Source organism: Lactococcus formosensis, from assembly GCF_037892375.1.
Classification (GTDB): domain Bacteria; phylum Bacillota; class Bacilli; order Lactobacillales; family Streptococcaceae; genus Lactococcus; species Lactococcus formosensis.
This window is the reverse complement of record NZ_CP141721.1, coordinates 1,705,361-1,730,958: the sequence shown is the minus strand read 5'-3', so window position 1 is coordinate 1,730,958 and position 25,598 is coordinate 1,705,361. Positions and strand designations below refer to the sequence as shown.

Annotated in this window: 19 protein-coding genes; 3 read left to right on the top strand and 16 right to left on the bottom strand. The window is 36.2% G+C overall.

Annotated elements, in window-relative coordinates; all coding sequences use genetic code 11:
• The first annotated feature begins 117 nt into the window (after window positions 1-117).
• Window positions 118-2,268, top strand: coding sequence for a type I DNA topoisomerase (gene topA, locus VNN39_RS08385; protein WP_165711717.1), 2,151 nt, complete (start codon window positions 118-120; stop codon window positions 2,266-2,268).
• Between the two features lie 45 nt (window positions 2,269-2,313).
• Window positions 2,314-3,657 carry a methylenetetrahydrofolate--tRNA-(uracil(54)-C(5))-methyltransferase (FADH(2)-oxidizing) TrmFO gene (gene trmFO, locus VNN39_RS08380; protein WP_339007037.1) on the top strand — a complete coding sequence of 448 codons (1,344 nt, stop codon included), beginning with the start codon at window positions 2,314-2,316 and terminating at the stop codon, window positions 3,655-3,657.
• Window positions 3,658-3,731: 74 nt separating this feature from the next.
• Here trmFO and VNN39_RS08375 read toward each other — a convergent pair whose 3' ends face one another.
• The 5 genes from VNN39_RS08375 to asnA all read right to left on the bottom strand — a co-directional run bounded on the left by VNN39_RS08375 (window position 3,732) and on the right by asnA (window position 8,096).
• Window positions 3,732-3,953 carry a hypothetical protein gene (locus VNN39_RS08375; protein ID WP_165714531.1) on the bottom strand — a complete coding sequence of 74 codons (222 nt, stop codon included), beginning with the start codon at window positions 3,951-3,953 and terminating at the stop codon, window positions 3,732-3,734.
• A gap of 65 nt (window positions 3,954-4,018) precedes the next feature.
• Entirely contained in the window at window positions 4,019-5,080 is a 1,062-nt protein-coding gene (gene xerS, locus VNN39_RS08370) for a tyrosine recombinase XerS (RefSeq protein WP_338997397.1), read from the bottom strand.
• A 683-nt stretch (window positions 5,081-5,763) separates the two neighbouring features.
• Window positions 5,764-5,844, bottom strand: coding sequence for a putative holin-like toxin (locus tag VNN39_RS08365; RefSeq protein WP_373306140.1), 81 nt, complete (start codon window positions 5,842-5,844; stop codon window positions 5,764-5,766).
• 468 nt (window positions 5,845-6,312) lie between these two features.
• On the bottom strand, window positions 6,313-6,744 hold the full coding sequence (locus VNN39_RS08360; RefSeq protein WP_338997395.1) for a Spx/MgsR family RNA polymerase-binding regulatory protein: 432 nt from the start codon (window positions 6,742-6,744) through the stop codon (window positions 6,313-6,315).
• Window positions 6,745-7,088: 344 nt separating this feature from the next.
• Window positions 7,089-8,096 (bottom strand): aspartate--ammonia ligase, encoded by a 1,008-nt coding sequence (asnA, locus tag VNN39_RS08355; protein ID WP_338997394.1) that lies wholly within the window; start codon window positions 8,094-8,096, stop codon window positions 7,089-7,091.
• Between the two features lie 236 nt (window positions 8,097-8,332).
• Between asnA and VNN39_RS08350 the strand changes: the two genes are divergently transcribed.
• Window positions 8,333-8,782, top strand: a complete 450-nt coding sequence (locus tag VNN39_RS08350; RefSeq protein ID WP_338997393.1) for a GNAT family N-acetyltransferase — start codon at window positions 8,333-8,335, stop codon at window positions 8,780-8,782.
• Between the two features lie 82 nt (window positions 8,783-8,864).
• Here VNN39_RS08350 and VNN39_RS08345 read toward each other — a convergent pair whose 3' ends face one another.
• The 11 genes from VNN39_RS08345 to VNN39_RS08295 form a co-directional block, all read right to left on the bottom strand.
• Window positions 8,865-11,507, bottom strand: coding sequence for an HAD-IC family P-type ATPase (locus VNN39_RS08345; RefSeq protein ID WP_338998114.1), 2,643 nt, complete (start codon window positions 11,505-11,507; stop codon window positions 8,865-8,867).
• A gap of 263 nt (window positions 11,508-11,770) precedes the next feature.
• Entirely contained in the window at window positions 11,771-14,545 is a 2,775-nt protein-coding gene (locus tag VNN39_RS08340; RefSeq protein ID WP_338997391.1) for a Spy0128 family protein, read from the bottom strand.
• A gap of 353 nt (window positions 14,546-14,898) precedes the next feature.
• Complete coding sequence (gene dltD / locus VNN39_RS08335; RefSeq protein ID WP_339007035.1) at window positions 14,899-16,188, bottom strand: D-alanyl-lipoteichoic acid biosynthesis protein DltD; 1,290 nt, start codon at window positions 16,186-16,188, stop codon at window positions 14,899-14,901.
• On the bottom strand, window positions 16,175-16,417 hold the full coding sequence (gene dltC / locus VNN39_RS08330) for a D-alanine--poly(phosphoribitol) ligase subunit DltC (RefSeq protein WP_004257293.1): 243 nt from the start codon (window positions 16,415-16,417) through the stop codon (window positions 16,175-16,177). Before dltC ends, dltD begins: the two co-directional genes overlap by 14 nt.
• 27 nt (window positions 16,418-16,444) lie before the next feature.
• On the bottom strand, window positions 16,445-17,659 hold the full coding sequence (gene dltB, locus VNN39_RS08325; RefSeq protein ID WP_096368251.1) for a D-alanyl-lipoteichoic acid biosynthesis protein DltB: 1,215 nt from the start codon (window positions 17,657-17,659) through the stop codon (window positions 16,445-16,447).
• The gene (gene dltA / locus VNN39_RS08320) at window positions 17,659-19,161 is read right to left on the bottom strand and encodes a D-alanine--poly(phosphoribitol) ligase subunit DltA (RefSeq protein ID WP_338997389.1); all 1,503 of its coding nucleotides are present in this window, start codon (window positions 19,159-19,161) and stop codon (window positions 17,659-17,661) included. The genes dltB and dltA overlap by 1 nt, the downstream gene beginning before the upstream one ends.
• A gap of 12 nt (window positions 19,162-19,173) precedes the next feature.
• Window positions 19,174-19,308, bottom strand: a complete 135-nt coding sequence (locus VNN39_RS08315) for a teichoic acid D-Ala incorporation-associated protein DltX (protein ID WP_080567254.1) — start codon at window positions 19,306-19,308, stop codon at window positions 19,174-19,176.
• A 52-nt stretch (window positions 19,309-19,360) separates the two neighbouring features.
• Window positions 19,361-20,302 carry an alpha/beta hydrolase gene (locus VNN39_RS08310; RefSeq protein ID WP_270231788.1) on the bottom strand — a complete coding sequence of 314 codons (942 nt, stop codon included), beginning with the start codon at window positions 20,300-20,302 and terminating at the stop codon, window positions 19,361-19,363.
• Between the two features lie 163 nt (window positions 20,303-20,465).
• Complete coding sequence (locus VNN39_RS08305; RefSeq protein WP_338998112.1) at window positions 20,466-21,722, bottom strand: glutamate-5-semialdehyde dehydrogenase; 1,257 nt, start codon at window positions 21,720-21,722, stop codon at window positions 20,466-20,468.
• Window positions 21,722-22,546: a glutamate 5-kinase gene (proB, locus tag VNN39_RS08300; protein ID WP_338997387.1), complete on the bottom strand. Its 825-nt coding sequence runs from the start codon at window positions 22,544-22,546 to the stop codon at window positions 21,722-21,724. The genes VNN39_RS08305 and proB overlap by 1 nt, the downstream gene beginning before the upstream one ends.
• A 108-nt stretch (window positions 22,547-22,654) precedes the next feature.
• Window positions 22,655-25,585 (bottom strand): LPXTG cell wall anchor domain-containing protein, encoded by a 2,931-nt coding sequence (locus VNN39_RS08295; RefSeq protein WP_339007283.1) that lies wholly within the window; start codon window positions 25,583-25,585, stop codon window positions 22,655-22,657.
• Between the last annotated feature and the right edge of the window lie 13 nt (window positions 25,586-25,598).

Here is a 25,598-nt window from a genome sequence, read left to right as displayed (position 1 = left end):
TCTTTTAATAAATGTTTAATTCTCCTATAAGAAAAACACTTTTGGTTTTATTACTTGACATCTGTCCTAAAAGCCTATATTATTAGACTATTGAATTTTGAAAAAATAGGTAAATATATGGCGAAAGCAAGTGAAAAACAAACAACTACAAAAAAGAAAATAAGCAGTAAAAAAACTGCGAGTAAAAAGAAAACAAAAATTGTTAAAGGCAAAAATCTCGTAATTGTTGAGTCACCTGCTAAAGCAAAAACAATAGAAAAATACTTAGGACGAAACTATAAAGTCGTTGCTTCTGTTGGGCATATACGTGATTTGAAAAAATCAACCATGTCCGTAGATATTGAAAATGATTATGAGCCACAATATATTAATATTCGAGGAAAAGCTCCACTGATTAATTCTCTTAAAAAAGAAGCCAAAGCTGCAAAAGCTGTTTATCTGGCAAGTGACCCGGACCGAGAAGGAGAAGCCATTGCTTGGCATTTGGCACATATTTTAGGACTCCCTTTGGAAGATAAAAATCGAGTAGTTTTTAACGAAATTACTAAAGATGCAGTTAAAAATGCATTTAAAGAGCCACGCAGTATTGATGTTGATTTGGTCGATGCGCAACAAGCACGACGCATTTTAGACCGCTTAGTTGGGTATTCAATCAGTCCAATCCTTTGGAAAAAAGTAAAAAAAGGATTATCAGCTGGTCGCGTCCAATCGATTGCGCTTAAACTTATCGTTGATCGTGAAAATGAAATTAATGCCTTTATCCCTCAAGAATATTGGTCAATTGATGGCGAATTTAAAAAAGGAGCTAAAAAGTTTAAAGCTGCTTTCTGGGGTGTTGATGGTAAGAAACGTGCACTAAATAACAATGATGATGTGATGGAAGTTATGTCTCGGTTGTCTGGTCCAGATTTCGATGTTGATAAAGTAGAGAAAAAAGAACGTCGTAGAAATTCCCCACTTCCATACACCACAAGCTCAATGCAACAAGATGCGGCTAATAAAATTAATTTCCGTACACGGAAAACCATGATGGTGGCTCAACAGCTCTATGAGGGTCTTACACTAGGTGCACAAGGCCATCAGGGTCTGATTACTTATATGCGTACGGACTCAACACGTATCTCTCCTGTAGCGCAAGGTGTCGCTGCAGACTTCATTACAGATCGTTTTGGTGCTAAGTATAGTAAACATTCTTCTAAGGTTTCTAATAAAGCAGGAGCACAAGATGCCCATGAGGCCATCAGACCAACCAATGTTCTTAATACACCAGAATCAATTGCTAAATATCTAGACAAGGATCAGTTAAAGCTCTACACTTTAATTTGGAATCGCTTTGTTGCAAGTCAAATGACTGCTGCCATCTTTGACACAATGAAAGTTAATCTTTCGCAAAATGGTGTAATTTTTATTGCCAATGGTTCACAAGTGAAGTTTGATGGTTATTTAGCTATCTATAATGACTCAGAGAAAAATAACATGCTTCCTGATATGGAAGCTGGTGACGTGGTCAAGAAAGCGAATCTCAAACCGGAGCAACATTTTACTCAACCTCCTGCACGTTACAGTGAAGCGACTCTGATAAAAGTCCTGGAAGAAAATGGCGTGGGACGTCCATCAACATATGCACCAACATTGGAAACAATCCAGAAACGGTATTATGCACGCTTAGTTGCCAAACGTTTTGAGCCAACTGAACTGGGAGAGATTGTAAATAAACTCGTTGTTGAATTTTTCCCAAACATTGTAAATACTGAATTTACAGCCGAAATGGAAAAAGATTTAGATAAAGTAGAAGAAGGACAACGTCGTTGGGTTGATGTTGTTGATCAATTTTATAAACCATTTGCCATTGAACTTGAAAAAGCCGAAGTTGAAATGGAAAAAATCGTTATTAAAGATGAGCCTGCTGGCTTTGATTGTGACATTTGCGGCCACCCAATGGTGATTAAATTGGGACGATATGGAAAATTCTATGCATGTAGTAATTTCCCAGAATGCCACAATACTAAAGCCATTGTGAAAGAAATCGGTGTAACTTGTCCAAGTTGTCATAAAGGGCAAATCATTGAACGTAAAACCAAGAAAAATCGCCTTTTCTATGGTTGTGATCGATATCCAGAATGTGAATTCACAAGCTGGGATAAACCTGTTGGCCGTTCTTGTCCAAAATGTGAGCACTATTTAGTAGAAAAGAAAGTTCGTGGCGGTGGTAAACAAGTAGTATGTAGTAATGAGACTTGTGACTACAAAGAAGAAAAACAAAAATAAAAGCATTTTACATAATTAATTTTATGTTAAATATAGGAAATTATAATGAAAAAAACACACATAAACGTTATTGGCGCAGGTCTTGCTGGCTCTGAAGCTGCATACCAAATTGCAAAATGCGGTATTCCTGTGAAACTTTACGAAATGCGTGGTGTAAAAGCTACACCTCAGCATAAAACAAATAAATTTGCCGAGTTAGTCTGTTCAAATTCCTTCCGAGGTGCAGCCATCACCAATGCTGTGGGACTACTGAAAGAGGAAATGCGTCGCTTAGACTCTGTGATGATGCAAGCTGCAGAAAAAACGCAAGTCCCTGCAGGTGGTGCATTAGCCGTTGACCGTGAAGAGTTTTCAGCTTTTATTACTGAAGTTGTTTCGAAAAATCCTTTAATCGAGGTAATTCGCGGTGAAATAACAGACTTACCAAACTTGGATGAAGAAATTACAATTATTGCTACTGGCCCACTGACAAGTGATGCCTTAGCAGCAAAAATTCACGAGTTTAATGGTGGAGATGGTTTTTATTTCTATGATGCTGCAGCCCCAATCATTGATGCAAATACAATCGATTACGATAAGGTCTATAAAAAATCGCGTTACGATAAAGGCGAAGCAGACTATATTAATTGTCCAATGACAAAGGAAGAATTTAACAACTTCCAACAAGCTCTAATCACTGCCGAAGAGGCGCCACTCAACTCATTTGAGGATTTAAAAGTTTTCGAAGGCTGTATGCCGATTGAAGAAATGGCTAAACGCGGATATAAAACAATGTTATTTGGTCCAATGAAACCTGTTGGCTTAGAATACCCTGATTCATATACAGGTCCACGAGATGGTCAGTTTAAAACGCCTTACGCCGTTGTACAGTTGCGCCAAGATAATGCTTCAGCATCTTTATATAATATTGTAGGTTTCCAAACGCACCTTAAATGGGGAGAACAAAAACGTGTTTTCCAAATGATACCTGGACTAGAAAATGCTGAGTTTGTCCGCTATGGTGTGATGCATCGCAATTCATATATGGATTCTCCTAACTTACTCAAACAAACTTTCCAATCAAGAAAACAAGAAAATCTTTTCTTTGCTGGTCAAATGACTGGTGTAGAAGGTTATGTTGAATCAGCGGCTAGTGGTTTGGTTGCTGGGATCAATGCCGCTCGTCTTTTCAAGGGCGAAGAAGAGGTTGTTTTCCCACAAACAACAGCTATTGGTGCTCTCCCATATTATATTACACATACGGATAGCAAACATTTCCAACCTATGAATGTAACGTTTGGTATTGTTAAAGAGCTTGATGGTCCACGCATTCGTGATAAAAAAGAACGCTACACTAAAGTGGCTGAGCGAGCGCTAGAAGATTTAAGCCAAATTATCGAAAAAATTTAATAATAAAAAACCTCTATTAGTTTAGAGGTTTTTATTGTTTAAGGGCTCATTACATAAAAATAATTATGTAAAAATTATACAGTTATACTTAAAATATCGTCTAAAATGATTCTCCGTACTACATTCTCCTCCTTGATGTAAAGTAAATCATAATCGATACCAAAAATTTTACCCTTAGAAGTAGTTTCTTGCGAATTTTCCAGAAAACGTACACTTACTGGTCTTTGTCTGCTCCAGGCATATTTTACTTCATAAATAATTTCTTGCTGTGACATTTTTAGAGTAGTATTATTCATTCGATTCTTTCTAATTATTGTTTTTATCTTAAATTAATAGTCTACTTAAATCTTACCAGTCTTAGTCATAGTTCGTCAAGTGCATTTTTCTGTTCTTGACTAATAATATGTGTGTATAGGTCTGTAACTTGTGTTGAAGAATGCCCGAGTTGATGACTTACAAGAACTTGAGAATTGGTTTGTGCATAAAGGCGAGTCGCTAATGTATGACGAAGTTTGTGTGGCGTAATTCTGACTTTAAAGGCTTGCGAGTATTTAGAAACCAACTTCTCAATGCTTGAGCCATCAATACGCGAAGCCTGCCCGCGATAAATAGACAAGAAGAAGGCTTTATTATTTTTTTCTGGTTTGTAACGTTGCTCACGTATTTCTAAGTAATTGAGTAAATAAAGCTCAGCAAATTTGGCGATATTCACAGCATCACGCTTACCCCCTTTACGTGTAACCTCAACAACCAACGTCTTCATATTTAAATCCGATATGTTGATATTAACGGCTTCAGAAAGACGTACTCCTGATGCCAACATAAGCGCAATGATGGCCAAATCACGCTCTTTGTTTTTGTTAAAAGAAGAGAGAGCACGATTAGATAAACTTTTTTCGTACTCGTTATCAATGAAGTCGAGAAAGCCTTGTGTCTCATCACCTAAAAATAATTTTCCTTTAATATTCTCAGCACGTGAAGCTAATGTTTCTCTATTTTTTTGAATCTGAACTTTCTTCATAACATTTCGATAAAAGTACGGTTTACCATTTATTCCTTCGGCTTGCTCAGTAAGGTATTTAAAAAGACTAGAAAGTGCAGCTAAAGTGCGTTTTACCGAGTTTTGTGTTAGTCCAGATTTATTATTTTGACGCGGTTTTTCACGTAAGTAGAGAATATAACCTTCGATATCAGATCGCGCAAGGTTTTCTAATGTATCCAGAGTAATACCAGAAATATCTTGGGAATTGCTGACATCGCTATCAATAAGCCAGTTAAAAAATCTCTCATACTCTAAAAGATATTGATAGAGTGTGGTCAAGCTATAAGGAATACTCAACTTTGATTGATAATATTCTAAAACGAAGTCAGGCATACGTTTTTTTATGCGGTCAATATTTGCAAGTAGAAGTTCACGTTTCATAGTTCTTTAAGCATACCATAAATTTATAAAACTTTCAAGAATATTATAGTTTTTCGGAAAGAAGTCATAGGTTATCCCAAGATCTCTCTAAACTATATACTCAGCAAGTTTCATAAATTCTTCCTATTATTTAATTTTTTCGAATATAATTATATCATACATTCTATAAATAATTAGGTTTGAACTTGACTGTTGAGCCATTTATATAATTTTATGAGTTAAATTTACTTTATATGATGTAGGCTATTTAAAACAATAGAATTTAGAAGAAAAACTATATCATAAAGATAGGCAATAAAATATATACGTGAACATCCATGAAGTTTGCTGTAATAGCTAGTTTTTGTCTGTGTATCTTGGATGACCTCCATGTTGGCTATTCTTTCTGGCATATTTACCTATACAACATCTTTCCGAAAAACTTGTGTTACAATTTACATCTCCTAATATTAGGTTATAATGTTCTTTATATTTTATGTTATGAACTTATTCCAGAAAGAATAAACATATGGGTGGGTTTTATGTAAGTACGATTTATACTATTTGTTAAATTTAATGTTTATGATATAATGGTAATATATAAAAAGAGCTTGCTAGTAACAAGCCCTTCTGTAGCCGTTTTAAGAACGGTAGCCGTATTTTAATTAAAAGTAATCATCAACACTCGCTAAAGTTATGGATGGTTACTTTTTGTTTTTATCATTTAATGCTAGTACTAATGTTGCGAAAGCAATCATTAACATTAGCGCCTGATAAACAGACAAACTTTTCGCCTTTCATATTTTGTGAGGTTACACTTACAAAATCTTCATAAGCATCACCTCCCGAAAGACTACCGTCCATAGAAACTTCTACGTCGACTATTATATCAAAAAAATATACTTCAAGCTAATCAGACTTGAAGTATATTTAAATTGTGAAGCTTTTCCTTACGTTCATATGTTTTTTACTTAACTATATTAAAGTTGAGGATTACAAGACCTGCTAACGTATTTTGATCTGTAATTTTTAGAAAGCAAGTAACGCCCGCTTTGATGCCTTTGATATTTTGATTATTTGGTATAATACTAAAAATATTATTCCCTTCTTCGTCGTTGATTGTATTCGTAGGTACTAAACCTTTAACTCCTGCCTCGCTTTTTTCAATATGGTCGGCCCTGATTTTAAAACTCTTTCCCGTGATATCGGTAGTTTCTTTAGTTTCAAGTAAAAATCTTTACTATAACAAAATTTCATCCTGCAAGTAACTCTAATTGCCTTAACTGAGTAATTTTACTACTTGCATCCACTCTTCTTATTTCCTTTGGTATGAACTTTCTGATATTCTCATTATCATAGCCTAACTGCACTCGTTTTTCATCAAAAATAATGGGAGTACAGAGTAATTCCAGATGATTTTGTAAGAAACTTAAAGCAGAGTCTAATGACAGTTCCTCCACACTACTCATAAGCCACTGGTATTTTGGATCTGATTTTTTCTTACGACCATATAATGCAGATAAACCTTCCTCTTCTAAACTTAATATTTGAATCAAAATTTCTCGAGTAAGTTTAAAAGGATGACGGCTTATGTTTATCTCTTGATAGTCTATCTGGTGATTTTCTAACCACGCTCTAGCATTCCTACAAGATGAACTACTATTCTTAGTTATTAATATTACCATTTTCTTCTTCCTCCTATACTCCCAGGACTTTTTGAACTCTAAGAAGCTCTCCTACCACTTGTATCATCTTTTTATCAATTGTGGTTCTTACCTCCACATGATATTGATATATTCAATATTATACACTAATATCCAACAATAAACAACGTTTTATATTGAGGATATCAATATAAAGAGGACTAGCTAGTGACATACTCTTAAGAAAGCATCACATTAGAAAGACTACCAGACTACCGTTCATAGAAACCTCTACATATCACATCTATTCAAAAAAAGCCCAACATTGTTGAGATTAATCCAATGTCAGGATTTTATTATAAAATGCAATTTGTAAAAAATTACTTTTATAGTAAAAAAATTTTATCTTTACAAGCCTTGATTGTTTCCTCGTCCCATAAAGAAACTTGCACCTCACCGATATGGGCTTTGCCAAGTAGCAACATACACATACGGCTTTGTCCAATACCACCCCCAATTGTTAATGGTAATTCATTATTAAGCACTTGTTGATGAAATGGATACGCTAAACGATCATTAGCATTAGCCTTTTCTAACTGAGTAAGTAAAGCTTTATCATCTACACGGATTCCCATGCTCGATAGTTCTATAGCGCAGCCTAGAGGCTCATACCAGAAGAGTAAATCACCATTTAAAGTCCAATCATCATAGTCTGGTGCTCGGTTATCATGTGGTTTACCATGCTTTAATAAATCCCCAATTTGTAAGATAAAAGTTGTTGGATGCTCTTTAATATAAGCATTTTCTCTTTCTTTTGATGTTAACTCCGGGTAAAGATCTGCTAATTCTTGACTTGTAATGAAAGAAACATTTGTATCTATGACTGTTTCTACTTTTGGGTATTTGGTATGCAAACGACTCGATGTTTCAGCGATAGCATTCACTAAACCTTGAACTGTTTCTTTTAAGTAATCAAGAGTTCTTTGTTCCCTTGAAATCACTCGTTCCCAGTCCCATTGGTCAACATATATAGAGTGAAGATTATCTAACTCTTCATCACGTCTAATGGCATTCATATCGGCGTAAAGGCCGTTCCCCACGTGAAAGTCATATTGTTTGAGCGCAACTCTTTTCCATTTTGCTAAAGAGTGTACTATTTCTCCATTATTATTATTCAATGCTGGAATATCAAATATTACAGGTCGTTCGCTTCCGCTCAGATTATCATTTAATCCCGAATGATCATCAACAAAAAGGGGGGCAGATACTCTTTTTAGTTTTAAGCTTCCTGTCAGTGCTTCTTCAAAACAACGTTTAATAAATCCAATTGCTGTCTGTGTATCATAGATATCCAGTGTTGATTTATAGTTTTTGGGGATAATGGTTTTTTCCATAAATTTAAAAACTCCTAAATTATTTTAATTTTATTGAATATTATATCATAATATACAAATTAATATAAAAATATATCAACAATATACTTAAAAAGACTGTTGATATTGCAAAACAGGTATACCAAGACTGCCCAAAACTCTTGCGGGAAGAGAGATAGGATTTACTTTTATAAATTGAAATATGCTTCATCATATGTTAGGATGAGACATAAGATTGTATTGAGGAGCATAATAGAATGAAAGTCGTAGATGTTGACTTAAAAGACAGATCTGAAGATTTAGTAGAAAAATTATTGGTAGTTTGGGAAAGTTCTGTAAGAGCTACACACCTCTTCCTTTCAGATAATGAAATAAGTGAAATTAAAAAATATGTGCCTCAGGCTCTAAAAGAAATCCCTCGTTTAATTCTTTTAAAAAATGATAGGAATACGCTTGTCGGTTTTATGGGAATTGTCGACAATCATCTAGAGATGCTTTTTATTGAACCTGAGGAAAGAGGTAAGGGCTATGGTAAGAAACTTCTTGAGTATGGAATTACTAAATACTCCATTAATGATCTTGCTGTGAATGAACAGAATCCACGCGCTAAGGGTTTTTATGAATATATGGGCTTTGAAGTCTATAAAAGAACGGAGTTTGATGAGCAAGGAAACCCTTACCCACTTTTATATATGAAGCGAGGCTAGTCTAAAAAATAAAAAAGCTACTGAACTTAGCTCTTCAGTAGCTTTTTATTTTGACATTCACTAAAATCAATCATTCTGTTTTCTACAATAAATTTTTAAAGAGACGATGTGAAATGATCTTTTCTATTTCTACTACAATAAAAACTGTAAGCCCAGCCAGAAAAGCATAAATGAGATTATTAATCCCGATACTTGTCGTGCCTAAAGCATTACTAATTGTTGGGATATAGACTATAGCAAGCTGTAGGACTAATAAAACCAGCAAAGATAGCCAGAGCACCCGGTTCTTGAACATGTTTTGATCGATAGAGAATTTTGATATACTTCGACAATTTATCATATAAAATACTTGTCCGAAAACGAGGGTCATTAAAAGAGTAGTATGAGCAACAGGTGTTGATACTCCCATAGATATGACAATATTGTTGACTAAAAATCCAAGAGAAGCTAAAAGAATAGAAACATAGAACATTCTAAAGATAGCATAACGGCTTAAAATATTTTCGTTTGGATCACGTGGCGGTCTATCCATGACATTAGGTGCTTCTTTTTCGAAACCTAATGCAAAAGAAAGTGTAATTGTTGTGACCATATTTAACCACAGAATTTGGATTGACGTCAATGGTAATGGACGATCAATTAATATGGATACCACAACTAACAAACCTTGAGCAAATGCTGTTGGTAAAGAAAAGTAAATTGTGTTTTTTAAGTTATCATAGACACGTCTTCCTTCACGCACTGCATCTGAAATGGTAGCAAAATTATCATCTGCCAAGACCATATCAGCAGCATCTTTTGTAACTTGTGTTCCTTTTTGCCCCATCGCGATACCAATATCTGCTTTTTTAAGAGCTGGAGCATCATTCACACCATCACCTGTCATTCCGACAATTTTACCATGCGATTTTATAGCACTGACTAGTCGTAATTTATGTTCTGGCGTTGTTCGGGCAAAAACATCGTTTTTAAGTACTACCTCGGATAACTCGTGATCTGTCATCAGTTCAATATCTTTACCTGTGATAGCACTATCAGTATTTTTTAATCCAATTTCTTTCGCAATTGCGACAGCTGTATCTTTATGATCTCCGGTAATCATCTTCACAGAGATACCTGCACGGTGGCTCTTTTTAATCGCTTCTATTGCAGATGGTTTTGGTGGATCAATAATACCGTACATTCCGACCAGAACCATATCCTCTTTCAAATCTTCATGTGTAATTGTTTTTTGGTCAGAAGAAACTTCCTTCATAGCTGTAGCAAGTATACGTTGCCCTTTTTTTGCTTGCTTAGATATCATTTTTTCCCAGAGTTTAGGATCAAGATTTTCTGTTGTATTATCTCCAAATTGATAATCGACCATTCCAAGTAAAACATCTGGCGCTCCTTTTAAGTAAATAAAGCGTTGATGATCTACATCGACTAGAGTAGCCATATATTTGTATGAGGAATCAAACGGAATTTTATACAGTACTTTTTCATCTTGTGTAATTTCCATATGAGAAGCCCACTCTAATAATGCTGCCTCTGTCGGATTACCAATGACAGTCCTTTGCCCGTTATGGTAATCAATTTTTGTGTCATTACAGTAAATAGCAGTTTCAACTAATTTCTTTAGCTGATCATCTTCATTAAAAGTATTAAGATCATCTTTCCACTGTTCAGTTTGATTCTTTTCAAAGGTCTTTTTCTTAGTTAAAACTGTCAGCACGGACATTTCATTTTTAGTCAGTGTTCCTGTTTTATCGGAACAGATAACTTCCATGCTCCCCAATGTCTCAACTGCTGGCATTTTTTTAATGATTGCTTTCTTTGCAGACATACGCGTCACACCAAGAGACAAAATAATTGATAGAACTGCGGGTAATCCTTCAGGAACAGAAGATACTGCCAGTGAAATAATCCACGAAATTGCCTCTTCAAACGTGAAATCCCGATGGAAAAAACTAAAAACAACTAATGAAACGATGAGTATTAAGAGAATAAAGAAAATTTGTTTATTCAAGTACTTCATCTTTTTAATTAAAGGTGTTTCCGTAACGCCAACTTCTTTCAGATGGACACTGATTTTTCCTATCTCTGTATTGTCCCCTGTTTCAACAACAACTGCTTTACCACTCCCACTGTTTACTAATGATCCTGAATATCCCATATTAACACGATCTGCCAAGTCTGCTTCAGTTGAAATAGAAGCAGCATTTTTTTGTACAGGAGTTGATTCACCTGTGAGCATTGCCTCATCTACAACTAAATTATAAGCTTCTAAAATTCTTACATCAGCTGGAATAATATCTCCTGAGTTAAGCAACACGATGTCACCTTTTACTAAAGAGTCTGTTGATACAACTTTTTTCTCGCCACTAATTAGAATAGTTGCCTCTGTCCCCATTAAACTCGTGAGGCCATCTAAAGAGTTACTTGCCTTTGACTCTTGGATAAAACCAATCAAAGCATTAATGACAACAACAACTAAAATGATAAACATATCGATATAGTCTTGACTGATTCCTTTAAGTAATGCAGCCACAAGTAACACATAGATTAATAAATCATTAAAGTGTTTGAAAAACTTTTTTAATTTTCCTTCTGCCTTTTCTCCAGATAATAAGTTGAAACCATTTTCTGATAATCTATTTTTTCGCTCGCCTTCTGTTAACCCGATATCTTCTTCAACTTGAAGCTTCTTTAATATATCTACCTTTGATAATTGAAACCATTTCATCATAATTCCCCCATAATTTTCTTAGTTTTTATTAAAATACTTAACTTTTTAAGAGTACCTATTACTAGTTTATCATGCAAACTATTTACAATATAATAAAATAACATTTTATGTATTATTTTATTATGAAATATGTAATATTGCCTTTTATTTTAATATTTTTCAATAACTTTTTATCTCAAAGATTTTAGATTAGATAGGCGTTGAGTAAAATATTTTTAAATTATAAAAAAGACGAGCATTCACTTGTCTTTTTTACAGTTCTACTTTCTATTTCGTCTAACTTTTCTCATCAAGAGAGTTACAAATCCAACTAAAATTAAACCGATGCCGATAACAATAGCGGCTGTCTTGTTAAACTCTCCTGCTTTTGGTAAGATTTTTTTCTGTGGTCTCTTCTTTTCAGTCAAACCCTTTAGTTCATCATCTTTAGATGATGATCTTTTTTCCTCAAGATAGATATTTTTAAATTTTGGCTCTTGTTCATAGCTTACAGATGCGACAAGTTTTCCTTTTTGGTCTGATACTTCGACATGAATCTTATAGGATTTAGTGTCGTAGGTAATTTGAGGATCTACTCCAGCCTTTTCCCGAATCGTGTAATCGTAGCTTCCTGTTTTTGTATAAGCTAGCTTATCAAAGCGAATCTGTCCTGAAGCATCATTTTTAGCCGTTTGAATAATTTGATTTGAAGCATTGACTAATTCAAACGTGAATTCCTGATCTGTCAGTTTCTTACCGACAAGTTCTTTGGTTGCTTGCAAATGAATTTCTGTACCAAGCGGTTGATAACTATTTTTAAACTGTATCGCTGCATCTCCTGTAGCTGTAGCAACAAGATTCCCTGCTTCTTCCTTGATGCTAACAGTTACTTTATAATTGGCAGCATCATAGTCAATAGTCTTATCCAAACCAACTTTCTCTCTCACTGTATAATCATAATCTCCAGTATTAGTGTAAGTGATTGGTGAAAATACTATTTTTCCTGAAGCATCATTGTGTACGGTTTGAATGACTCCCCCCGCACTGTCTAGCAACTCGAAAGTAAACTCTCCCGCTAAAAGAGAACGTCCGCTCAATAGTTTTTCAGCTTGAATCTGGTAACTAGTACTTTTTACTGCAGGTGGATTGACTGCAAGCTTTGGTGTGCCAATAGTATCGTAACGTTTTTGATTATGAGGGTCTGTATAATAGAGCTTTGCGCCTGTATCTTCATCGTCAATTCCTCGTTCAGGATCCAAAATATCCACGGCTTTATCACTTGTATCTGCATTTGTTGGGTAGTAAGTATCCTGTGAAACCTGACGATATTCTTCTTTTAATACTAGCGGAATATTTACGGCAGGATATCCATCGGGACTGTAATCATAAAGATCTCCTAACTCCCAGACAATCGTCTGTTCTTCACCTTTGTCCTCATAGTTTCCTTCAATTGTCACTCCTTGAGGAAGAGTAGCATTTTCTGGAACATAATAATATTGACTCACTTTATCTCTAAGAACAGAATCTCGCCCACCTGGGAAGAGCGTAGAATTAAGCAGTAAATCGCTCAAATATCTCTTGCCTGCCCCAACATTATCGGCTGGAACTTCAAAATAATTTTGCGAGTCATTTGCCATGGTCTTTAGGATAGCACTGTTAGCCATATAATCTACTGTTAACATCTCTGCACCCATTCCAGCAACCTCATAGGTTGTTCCTTCAATAAGTTTTAGATAATTTGGGTTGATATCATGTCGTTGATATGTTCCTGTTGGTGCACCCTCTACTTCTACAGGCTCATCGCTGGTAATAGCAGCGGACATTGCCAGGATCCTACCATCTGTTTGGCCGAAAGATACAATGGGGCCGCCACCTGACCAGCCAGCTCGCATTGTAGCAGTACTCTGAGGAACACCATCAGATAAGAAGACGACCATTGCGCCTTTGGTTGCCTTAGCTTCATCACTACGTGATTGGAGTAGATTATATGCCATACTCAATCCATATTGATAGTCTGTTTGTGGCGTTGTGAACAGACGAGGAAGCATATCATCAATTGCTGCCTTGTTTTCAGCAATGCTGCCCTTCCAACCGACAGTAGAGTTATAGACACCACTGATTGAACCGTCGGCTTCAATGGTTGTTCCCGTACTTGGGCCAAAGTAGCCATGTTCATTATTTTTTAAAACAAGATTATCTCTAAAATTTTTCATTCGTTGCGAATTATAATTTAAATGGGTAACCATTGAGGAATCACGGATTGAAAATGGTGCTAGAGCTACTCTGTTTTCCGGATGCTCTTGGAGTAACTGATTGGTTACTTCTGAGATGGCTTCTTTTGATAACATCCATCGGTCATAGCAACCTTGGTCTTCATCACCATGTACCCAAACCCCAGGTTCTGTTTTTCCAGCTACCTTTGCTGTAGCATCCCAACGACTAATCCGGACAAATTTCTCACCTTCTTTCTTAAAATGATAAGGGATATATTTGGCTGTAGCTTGAGTGAATTGTTCAAAAAGATGAACTGGTGTAGTGCTGATCACTTCCCATTTATCAACATCCGCGTTATAAACTGTGAGGGTGTTATCACTATTCTCATAAACTTTTGATTTATCTGCGTTTGCTTCAGGTTCCTGTCCTTCATGAAGTGGTTCAAGGTAGAAATGTTCCTGGTTTAAGCAAGAGCTGGAGAATAAAGGATATCCTTTATAACCATCCGCATTAGCATTATCGGTATAAGTCATATCCATGCTACCTGAGCGGTCTAAAACAAAAACGACATCCATCGGCCCAGAAAGACTCGAGCCATTAACTTTTAAAAGTAAGTTAGCTTCATAAGCTTCTTGATCTGTCCACCATGCCTCTTTTTCTAAAATTTGAGCTGTGTTGTTATTCTTATCTCGTATGGGTGCCACTTTTTGATCTATTTTCTTATCAACTCTATCCGCACTCACTCGACTCAAGGTATTTTTTAATCGCATCCCGGAGATAATTAATACCGAAAGTACTATCGCCAACACAAGCCCTTTCAATACTTGTCTTAAAGTTTTCATGTTTCTACTCCTTTTTATTTTGAATTAATGAACTTTTTTAGAAAAAATCAAAAATAGATGTCACTTTGTTTGCAACATTTCGTTTCCCTCCTTTTTCTTTAGTTTAAAAAAGATTAAACATTAAAGTAAAATGATAATTACTTTAAATTTTTTCTCTTTCTCCTAATTTAATAATACAAAGATAGAGGGATAAGTCCAAATGTTTTTAATATTAGATTGAGTAGACGATTTTTAACTTCATAGAATAAAATAGAGTAAATTAAGCATTTTCTATCATAAAAAATGAGAACATGTCCAAGAAATCGGACAAATAAAAAACGACAATTGAATATTGTCGTTTTTTAATTTATTTTTTATCTATTAAGAGAAGCTTCCTTATCTCCATTGGCCCATTCTGTGCTAAGAAATTGAGCATTGTCTATCTTATATGCTGTTTTAGTTGGATGTTTCATAAATTCCTCGATTTTTTTGTCTAAAGCCACCCAACCACGATTATTCAAGTGGATAGTGTCCCCAATATAGTACTTTTCATTGAATTTATTTGTCATGTCATAAATGTGATGGAAACCTTGGCTGTTAAGTTGATATTTAATTTTGGCGCTAAACTCCTGTAACATCTCATATGAGAGCCCTGTATACTGGTACCATGCTCCATTTACAGGTGGAATAACGAACTGGACATCATTATTATTTTTTGCAAATTGATTTAAAAGCTGCTGAAAATCAAGATATTCCGGACTTCTCAGGTAACTCACTTCTTTCATCACACCTTTACGTTCTTTAAAGACCTTTTGAAGATTTCTTGACCACACATGGTCAACAATTTGAAATTCATTATTTGCTGAATTTGCAGCTCCTCGTTCGTATGCTGCTTGATCCAGTTTTTCAAAATCTTTTGTGTTTGGTAATTGTTTACTGATTCGCTCTATCTTTTCGTATGAATTTTCTTGCCTACCGCTGAGCTTTGATAAGCCCGTAAAAAGAGAATCTTGTTTCGTCCAGAACTGATTTGCAAGCTGAATTGAAATCTGGTTTATACTGTCGATTTTTTTACCATTTGCTAGAGTTTTTAGTGCATGAGTAATAACAATATCCTCAGGAAAATCTTTAAAATTCAAGAGGCGTTGAGCGAGTTTTTGTGTCGCGACATCTTTTGGTAAGGCAGATTGTAACCACGCATATATTTCACCTTTAGAAACAAATTGACTTAACTCAGGTGTACCAATACCTTTACGTGTAAACCATTGTGGACTGATGATAAAAACAATCTTACGGTTATGCAATTGCTTTTCAACAGAATTCAGATAGAAAAAGTGTGTTAAGGATTGGGTTCCGGGTTGACCTGCTAGAAAAGGCGTAAAACCTTTATTATTTTTCATAAAGAAACTACTTGGATGAAAAGGATCAATATGTTCCAGCTCAGAAGAGCCTAAAATTGGCAGATAATGCGGGTTAGAGAATGCTTGTGATTTAATCGCATAGCTTACAAAGCCTGTCCGATTTTTAGGATCAGTCGCAAACTCATCAAGTTCATGCTTATTAAACTTAGGGAAAACCGTGAGAGGAGAAAAGATGAGTATCGCTAGCAAAGTAAGGGCCGCAACTAAAGGTGCGAGTTCTTGAAGTACCTTATCTTTCTTCATCCATCTTTTCCTTGATACGATCGGCAATTTTATTTGCTGTATTCCAGTCGTCACGATCCATTTCAGAAGGTGGTAAACTTAAACTAAAGGCATTTTCAAGCTCAACAATAAGCATAATGGCTCTCATAGAGTCAAGAATGCCTTCTTCAAAAAGATCCATATCTAAGTCTTCACGAAACTCATCTGTGCCAGCAACTTCTTCAATGATATTTAATACTTCATTTTTCATATTTATTCTTCTTTCTTCTATTGTTGTCTAAAAATTAGGTAAAGGACTACCAAGTCCATTGATTGCATGCATTATAGCATAATTAGGAATTCCTGAAAAGATAAGGAAACTGACCATAACGGCATTAAAAGTGATAAATATTGCAGCTCCACGTGTCCACATATTATCAGGAATATTCCATTTGTGCTTCTTCTTCATTCGCTTCCAGGCATCATAAATGATCATCAGGCAGGCATGATAAACACCATATAAGATATAGTACCACGTTAAACCATGCCAGCATCCCATAATAAACATGTTTACTAAGTAACCCACGTTTGAGATGGTCACCATATTTTTGGACCATTTTTTAACCATCATCCACTTTACTAAACGCATAAAGACAAAGTCTCTGAACCAGAATGATAAAGAGATATGCCAGCGTTGCCAAAAGTCGTTAATATTTTTTGCGAGAAAGGGTTTATTAAAGTTAATAGGAATTTTATATCCCATAATCAAAGAAACGCCCATCGCAAAAAGAGAATAACCTGCAAAGTTGAAAAAGAGATAAAAACCGTAAGCGTACATACTCCCCATCATATTCCACAAATTGGGATGCAATGTTGCTTTTATCGCTAAATCATGCAAAAAATAATGTGAGATGAGATAAGAAATGATGAAATTATATAGGAAACCTTGGAAGATATAGAAAATCCCTTTTCCTAAATACTCCGAATACTTATCTGTCAGTGGCGCTTCTAGCTCTTTTTGGAAACGTCGAAAACGATCAATTGGCCCTGACGAAATAGTGGGAAAGAAATAAAGAAAATAGAGATATTCCTTTAAGGGAACTTCTTTAATCAGGCCATCGCGTAACTCAAGAATTACACTTACAGTTTTAAAGGTCACATAAGATATCCCTAAAAAACCAAGGATAGATTGTGGATGCATCGGGTCCAATAAGGGTGTCACCTTAACAATTATTAAAGGTAGTAACGATGCAATCACTGCTAAAACGAACACCCAAGTTTTGTTTTGGAGTTTTCGATAGTGCTCGTAAAGCTTGATTAAAGTTGTTTCAAAAATACCAAAGCCCAGAAGGGACCAAAGACTGACTTTACCGCCGAAACTGATCCAGAGAAAGGCAATGGTCAAGATGACTTGATAGCCCATCCATTTTTTTCCGTAGGCGTGTGCCATGATAAGTGGAAGCAGTGCTAACCCTAAAATCACAAAATAAAAAGGTGTTGCATATGGTTCCACTAGTTCTTACCTCCAAGGACTTGTTTGGTTAAGGCCTTTCGGTCAATTTTTCCATTAGGAGTAAGCGGGAAATCATCAAGATAAATGAATTTAGTCGGCATCATATAATCCATAATCGTATCTGAAAGTTGTGCCTTGATTTTTTTATTAAATGCGCGTTCTTCAGCCTTAGTTTCAAAACTTAAAGAAGAATGGATGACCGCTATTAATCCTGTTACTTTATGTGCAGCATTTTCTTGAGGCACCACTAATGCTTTTTCAATCTCAGCAATTTCATATAAATGAGCTTCAATATCCTGCAACTCAATCCTAAAACCATTGAACTTTATTTGAAAGTCGATACGACCATTATAGTTTAGATCCGAATTTTCATCAAAATAGCCTGAATCTCCTGTGTGATATGCTTTCTTGCCTTCATACTCAAAGAAGACTTCTGCTGTCTTCTCCGAATTTTCAAAATATCCCTGAGCTACAGAATCCCCAATAATAATAATTTCATCATCAATGATTTGGATTTCAACACCTGGCTTTGCAGTGCCAATAGGCAAGCGCTTATAGTCTTGAAGAATTGTTTTATCAATCTGAATGCTTGTAATAGCACCTGTAGCTTCGGTTGGTCCATAAGTGTTCCAAACTTTTGCATGTGGGAACTTGTTAAGCAGCTTGGATGCCGTTTTGTGCGTTAATTCCTCGCCACAAAAAATGAATTGCTGTAAATCTGGATGATTTTCTTCAACAAATGATGGATCAAGCAAGCATATTTCGATAAAGGATGGAGTAGAAACCCAGGTATTGATCGTACTTGAATTAAGTCGTTCAAAAAGTTTTTTGAAATTCGTTGTCTCCTCTTGACTAAGTGATATCAAGGTCCCACCTGTTGTCAAGCTAGGATATAAACTGAAAATTGATAAGTCAAAGCTATATAATGCTTGGGACAGAAAGTGATTATTTTCGATTATAGAAAAATCCTTATTCATCCATTTAGTGAAGCTAAGTAAGTTATTATGTGTTACTGCGACACCTTTTGGAAGTCCCGTTGTGCCCGAAGTATAGATAATGTAGTTAATATCCTCTCCGCTCACAGCTTGACGACTGTCAATCTGTGAAAAATCGAAATCGATATTTTCTTGGTATTCAGTATAAGATATTCTTGATGTAAAAAGTTGGGAAAACTTCTCTTCAAGTTCCACTGTATGTATGACTAAAGAAGGGTTTGCAGCTTGCATAATCAGCTGAGTTCTCTCAAAAGGTGTATGGGCGTCTACAGGAATATAGGCCCTCCCTGTAAGTGAAACACCGAGTAGTGCAGCTAATGATAAAAATCCGTTTTTACCAAATACAATAATTGGACGTTCGGAGATGGGCATTGCAGATATTTTTTGAGCTACCTGTGATGCTGCATCAAGCAATTGATGATAAGTATAATCTTGGTCGTGTTCGACTATCGCTAAACGCTCCGGGTATTTTGTTGCTCCGGATAAAATTTCGAGAAAAATGTTCATGACATCTCCTTTCTAAAATTCATTGTAGATAAAGTGTGCGCCCCCTGTTTTACTATAAGAATAAAGATAAAGTAGAATTAAAATAACTACGAAGTAAAACAGTGTCTTTCCCAAAAAGATGAATAATTTTTTATATTTTCTATTCATAATATATGATTGTACTATAATTAAATTGTCTGTAAACTTACATTTTGGTAAGTTAAGTTGAATGGTAGAAAACCTTCTCGATATAGTCTTGTGCTGCAGGCATTTTACAAATCGAACCATGAGAATATCGTTCTCCTGGGCTATTTGTATAGGTGAATTTTTCCGTTATATTGCCATTTTTTTCAAAGAGGTTATAAACAGAAAAGAGATCCGACCACGGGAGAACGCCATCAAAATCAGACCCGACAGGCGTATCTAAAGCCATGAGATAGACATGGATGCCCTTATCCATTTTTGAATAATTTTTCTCAAAATAGTTATAATCAGCACTTTTGTTTTCAGGTCCATTTTGATACAGGCTTTCCATGGACTCGTTGGTTCTTAACTTTTCTTTGCGATTAAATTCACCATCTAAGGCAACAAACTTTTTAGCAGGAGGTAAATTTTTATCTTGCGAGTAATTGATCAAAAACCGCATAGCTCCACCTGCACCTGAAGAATAGCCCAAAATATTATACCAAGGGACATTGTAGTGTGCCGCTAGATATTCTATTGTAGCTTTTATCGCATACTGATAGATTTCGTGATCATTTGTTCCATGATCTGTCCCAACAGCAATAGCTGGATATTTATTACTAGCATCAATTTTTCCAGTAATTTTTAATTTATATTTATTTCCTGTTTCCGCAATTACAGTGAGGCCTGGTTTTGCGGCATTATTTTTATTGGTTACTGCTTGAACTAAATGACTGATATTGTTTTTAGGACTGCCACTTGAGCCAGTAACATACAGTGTTGGGTAAATCGTAAGCTCTGACTTTAGTTGTTCTTCCGTTTTTTTAATCACGCGCGTACTTGGCTCACCAGGGCTTGCCTTGGTCTGTTGATAATATAAAGCAACACATAAAACTCCGATTACCGCAGCAATAAAAACAAAAAATGTCACACCTAACATATCGATTCCTTTCTTTCTCTTCTGCGCTCTTTTTTTCATATGTACTCCTTATATTTAAAAGCAAGGTTTAATCTCTTGAGCTAAGAAATCTCCAACTCATACACTCATTTTTCTTTCTATTTTATCTTTTTTCACCCAACTATTTCCTTACTTTTTTGTAATAAAAGAACGGCCCTAAAAGACCGTTCTTTAGTTAAAAATATTAGCGGATTTGACCATTTCCGTCAATTAGATATTTACTTGAAGTCAAAGCTTCTAGTCCCATTGGACCACGTGCATGAAGTTTTTGAGTGGATATTCCGATTTCAGCGCCAAGTCCGAAAACAAAGCCATCTGTAAATCGTGTCGATGCGTTTACATACACTGCTGCAGCATCAATCTCCTCTTGAAATTTTTGGGCATTAAAGTAATCTTTAGTTACGATACTTTCTGAATGACGACTCGAGTAACAGTTAATATGATCAATCGCTTCATCCAAATCGTTGATTATTTTCACTGACATAACGTAATCTAAGTATTCTGTACCAAAGTCTTCTTCGCGAGCAGCAACTGCTAAGTTTCCATCACAAGCTTGGAGAATTTTCAAGGAACGTTCATCCGCTCTAAACTCAACCTCATGTACTTTTTTCAAAGCTTCCTGCAATTTAGGTAAAAATTCAGCAGCGATTTGCGCATGCACGACTAGGCTTTCAGCAGCATTGCAAACACTTGGGCGTTGTGTTTTAGCATTAACAACTATTTTTGTAGCCATCTCTAAATCAGCAGTTTCATCAACATAAATAGTGCAGTTTCCGACTCCAGTTTCTATAACAGGAACTGTTGCTTTTTCTTTTACGCGATTAATCAATCGGGCAGAGCCACGCGGAATAAGCACATCTAAAAATTGATCAGCCTGCATCATCTTTTCAGCTTCTTCATGACTAGTATCCGTGAGAAGCTCTACGGTACTGGAGTTAATTCCTTGCTTACGTAAGCTTTCTTTAATAATTTCAACTAGGACTGTATTAGAATGTATGGCGTCTGAACCACCGCGCAAGAGAACACTATTCCCTGTTTTAAAACAAAGTGAAAAGGCGTCAATTGTCACATTTGGGCGACTCTCAAAAATCATCCCAACCGTACCAAGCGGCACTCGTTTTTGGACAATTTTTAGTCCGTCAAGATTTGTAAAGCCTTGTAAAACTTGTCCGATAGGATCAGGCAAGTCAGCCACTTGACGTAAGCCAAGTGCCATATCCGAAATTCTTTCTGGCGTCAATCGTAAACGATCTACCATAATATCCGAAATACCATGTGCTTTGGCTTTAAGTAAGTCTCTTTCATTTTCAGAAATAATCCGGCTTGTGTTTTGAATGAGAGTATCTGCTAGGAAAAGCAGAAAGTTGTTTTTTGTTGCAGCAGATAGTTTTGCTGCTTCTTTGCTTGCTGCTTTGACTTTTACTCCTAAATCTTCAATCATCATACATCTTCTTCTTTCTCAATTTTTTGGTAAAAATAAGTCCCAATTTCTTGTCCAGCAATAATATCTTTTATCTCACGGATGCGTTTACCATTGGTCAGAACCATCTCCTGCTGGTTTTCGAACAAAATTTCTGCAGCGGCGAGCTTAGAGGTCATCCCACCTGTACCAAAACGACTCCCAGCTCCCCCCGCCATCTGTCGTAATTCATCCGTAATGTCATGGATTTCTTTAAATATTTTAGCATCATCATAAATATTGGGGTTTTTATTATAAAGCCCATCGATATCAGAAAGCATGATGAGTAAATCAGCATCCACTAGCTTTGAAACAATCGCTCCAAGCTTATCATTATCGCCAAATTTTGTTTGATGATCCATTTCATCGACAGCTATAGCATCATTTTCATTGATAATAGGAATAATACCTAGCGAAAGCAGGGCATTCAAGGCATTTTCAGCATTATTTGAGCTCAGTGGAAAATCGGTAACATCCCGTGTTAATAAAAGTTGTGACACTTTTTGAGAATAACGACGAAACATTTGCGTGTAAAGACTCATCAACTCTACTTGACCAATACTTGCTAAGGCTTGTTGCTGTGCAATATCTTTTGGACGTTCATTCATCCCAAGGACATTTAACCCTGCTCCGATAGCTCCTGAAGTTACTAAGATAACTTCATACCCCTTATTATTTATATCGGATAACACAAAAGCCAGTTCATCTATATTTGATAAATTTATCTTTCCATTCGGTAAAATCAACGAGCTTGTACCAATTTTTACTACGATTCGTTGTGCTTTTAGTATATTTTTTCTTGTCATAATGCTTAATTATACCAATATCTGAGCACAAATACACTTATATACCTCAATTATTGCAAAAAATTAGAAAAACCACACGATCGAGATCCTGTGGTTAAAAGAAATACTTTAATCTTTCCTTTTAAAGATGTAAAAAGCTAAAGCAAGAAAGGAAAGTGTAGCTGATGCTAAGATTATCCCAAACTGTCCTGAGCCTCCTGTGTAAGGTAAAACAAAATTTTTAGCTAAAAGGATATTAATCGTCACATCACTAGTGCCAGAGAAATGCGCAGTCTGTAGCTCCGCAATTGTGGGATAAATCTTGGTATCTCCAGGATACTGATAGCCTTCAATAAAATAATCATTTGGCGCTATCGCTTTTGGATCTGTAAGTGGTTCGCCGGTCAGCACTCCTTCTTGAACAATATCAGCAGGGACACTTGGTGGATTAGATATACTTGGATCGTATGTGTAGTGCCAGCTTATCTTATTTGCAATAGGTGTATAAGTAATCACGAAATTGTTGGCCGCTGCTCCTTCTTTAAAAATATTTGCTTGAGTCGCAGTTGTCAATGGCGTGGTTGTTTTAATTACTGTAGAGCTAGCAGCAGCATTAGGATCCGATGTGTATGTTATTCCATTTGGTGCACGCACAGCCACAGAATAGCCACTAAGAGCCTTATCATTTGGAGGAGCGACAAAGGTCTGGTAATTGTTTCCCGGAGAATTTACACTTGATGTGTCTCGCGCAATAGTGTCACCGAAGCCACCATTAGAAGTTGCTTGACTTGGAAGATTCCCATAAATCTGTCCTGCATTTCCATTATAACCTGGCGTAATATTGGCCCAACCATAAGTATAGTTTGCAATTTCCGCATTTGCTGTAAGCATAGCCATTACATTATTATCAAATGCCCCTTGATTATTAATTATTGGAGCTGCACTTAAAGATGAGGTTCCAAAATACATTCCTCCATTTTGCTGAGTTATCGCTGCTGTGAGTGCAAAACTCATCGATACATAATAAGGAGTAGGTGTATTAGCTGCTCCCGTTTCCGGATTTGTCTGATCAATCCAAGATGACCCCTTGTTATTCATCACAGCAGAATAATGATATCCTGTCGGGGCAGCTCCTAAGCCACTAATTGCGAGTGGTGCGCCAGTCAAGCCATTTTGGCTATAAGCATTGGGTGGGAAAGGTGGTACATTTCCAAAATTTGTAAACGCATAGCCATAATTAATATAAAATGTTTGCTCTTCTGCACTCAAAATGACTTGAAAATCATTTGTGGAAGGCATGTAAACATCAGGTGTCGTTGTGTTCGAAGTCGTACCAAATACATTATTAACCGATAATAAAGCTGCAGCCAGTGTGCTGTAGATTGTGCCGTTTGGTGCTTTATAACCCGAGATATAATAACCTTTGGGTGCTGCGGATAATGTTGGCGCCGTTAGTGCACCTCCAACGGTACCTTGCTCTGATACACGTGCCGGAAGTTGCCCAAGTAAAGTACCTGCTATGCCGTTTTGTCCAGGAACATCCGCCGCCCATACATAACTAAAATTGGCTTGCGCAGGAGATACAAGGTTAAATTCAAGCTGTGCGGAATTTTGATAGCTAGTAATTTCTATTGCTGTAGGAATTTTTTGACCAGTAAGCTTGTTTAAGTCCGCTAAATTACTATGAAAGGTTCCAGTTACTCCAAATGCACCACTTGTAGGACTTGCCAGCAGGCTTGAAACTCCACCACTATTGTACCCGTTAATGGCATAAGCTGAAGGTAAGTTTGCATTTAGTACAAATGGCATGGCACTTGTATCCGTCCCAAGGATGCTACTTCCAGATGTTTTAATTGTATTAAACCGAACATGTTTCGCTGAATTAAGCGTGAAACTGTCGGTAGTAGCCAATGTCCCTAAGAAAGCATTTGCAGTATTTCCTGTACTATAGTCAAAACTTGCCCCCTGCCCAATCGTTGTTTTAAAAGCACCACCCGTGGCATTATAATCAAAGAATCCGGGAGCAGTTATCGTTGTACCGGAATTAGCGCCGTAATTCAATGTAATCGATGACATGCGGGTATTACTATAAAAATTATTACTGCTTGGACCAGACATGCTGAGCTGGAGAGTCCCATTATTATTTATCGTAAAAGTGGGCGTATTATCAAGATAAATGAAACCACGTCCTGTTGAGTTTCCTGTGAAATCTAGAGTTGCTCCTGCAGCAATATTAATTGAAGCAGCAGATTGAGCCCATAATGGCGCATTTCCTCCGGAGCTGTGTTTAATTGTTGTGGTTCCATCAAGAACATTGATTCCTGTACCTTCCATGAATTCTTGCCCCGAATTATAGTTAAAGTAATTGGTTCCAGAGAAATTAACAGAACTTCCAATATTATAAAAAGGTTGTCCACCAGCCCCCCAAGTTGTTATAGTTCCTAAATCTTGGACGACATTTTTATATGTTATGCTTACTCCTGAGATATTCGTTGCACTAAAGAGACCATAATAGTAGTTGTATACTCCGGTTACCGTACCTATCCCAAAGGGACTCGGCACTGTGGTACTATTAGTAGTTCCTGTTGATATGATACGTTCGTTTTGAAAAGTAATAGTGTTCCCTACAGAAGGTGTAATAACGGCAGCTCCTGTATTGTATAGAGCATGGCCACCCATATCAAAAACTAAAGTTAAGTTTAAAGGCAATACTGCAGTAACTCCTAAGGTCAAGTCATTTGCTGCCTTTATGTAAAGAGTAGAGCCAGGGAGCGCCGTAGTAGCTAACGTATTAATATCATTTCCGGCTGTGATAAGATTCCAAGTTATCCCAGAACCATCCGTTTGTTGAGTAATGGAAGCCTCAGCAGAAAGAGTCCCCAAAGAAGGCATCCAATTCACAACAGGTGACAATGGACTAAGTATAAATAAGGTGAAAGTATATAAAACTAGTTTAAAGTATTGGTGTAATGCTTTGTTTTTCCTTCTTTTATTCTTTCTTCTTATTTTCTTATAATATTTGTAGCCCAAACTTAAGTTACCACAATCACTTTTGCTCATTTTCTTCAAATAA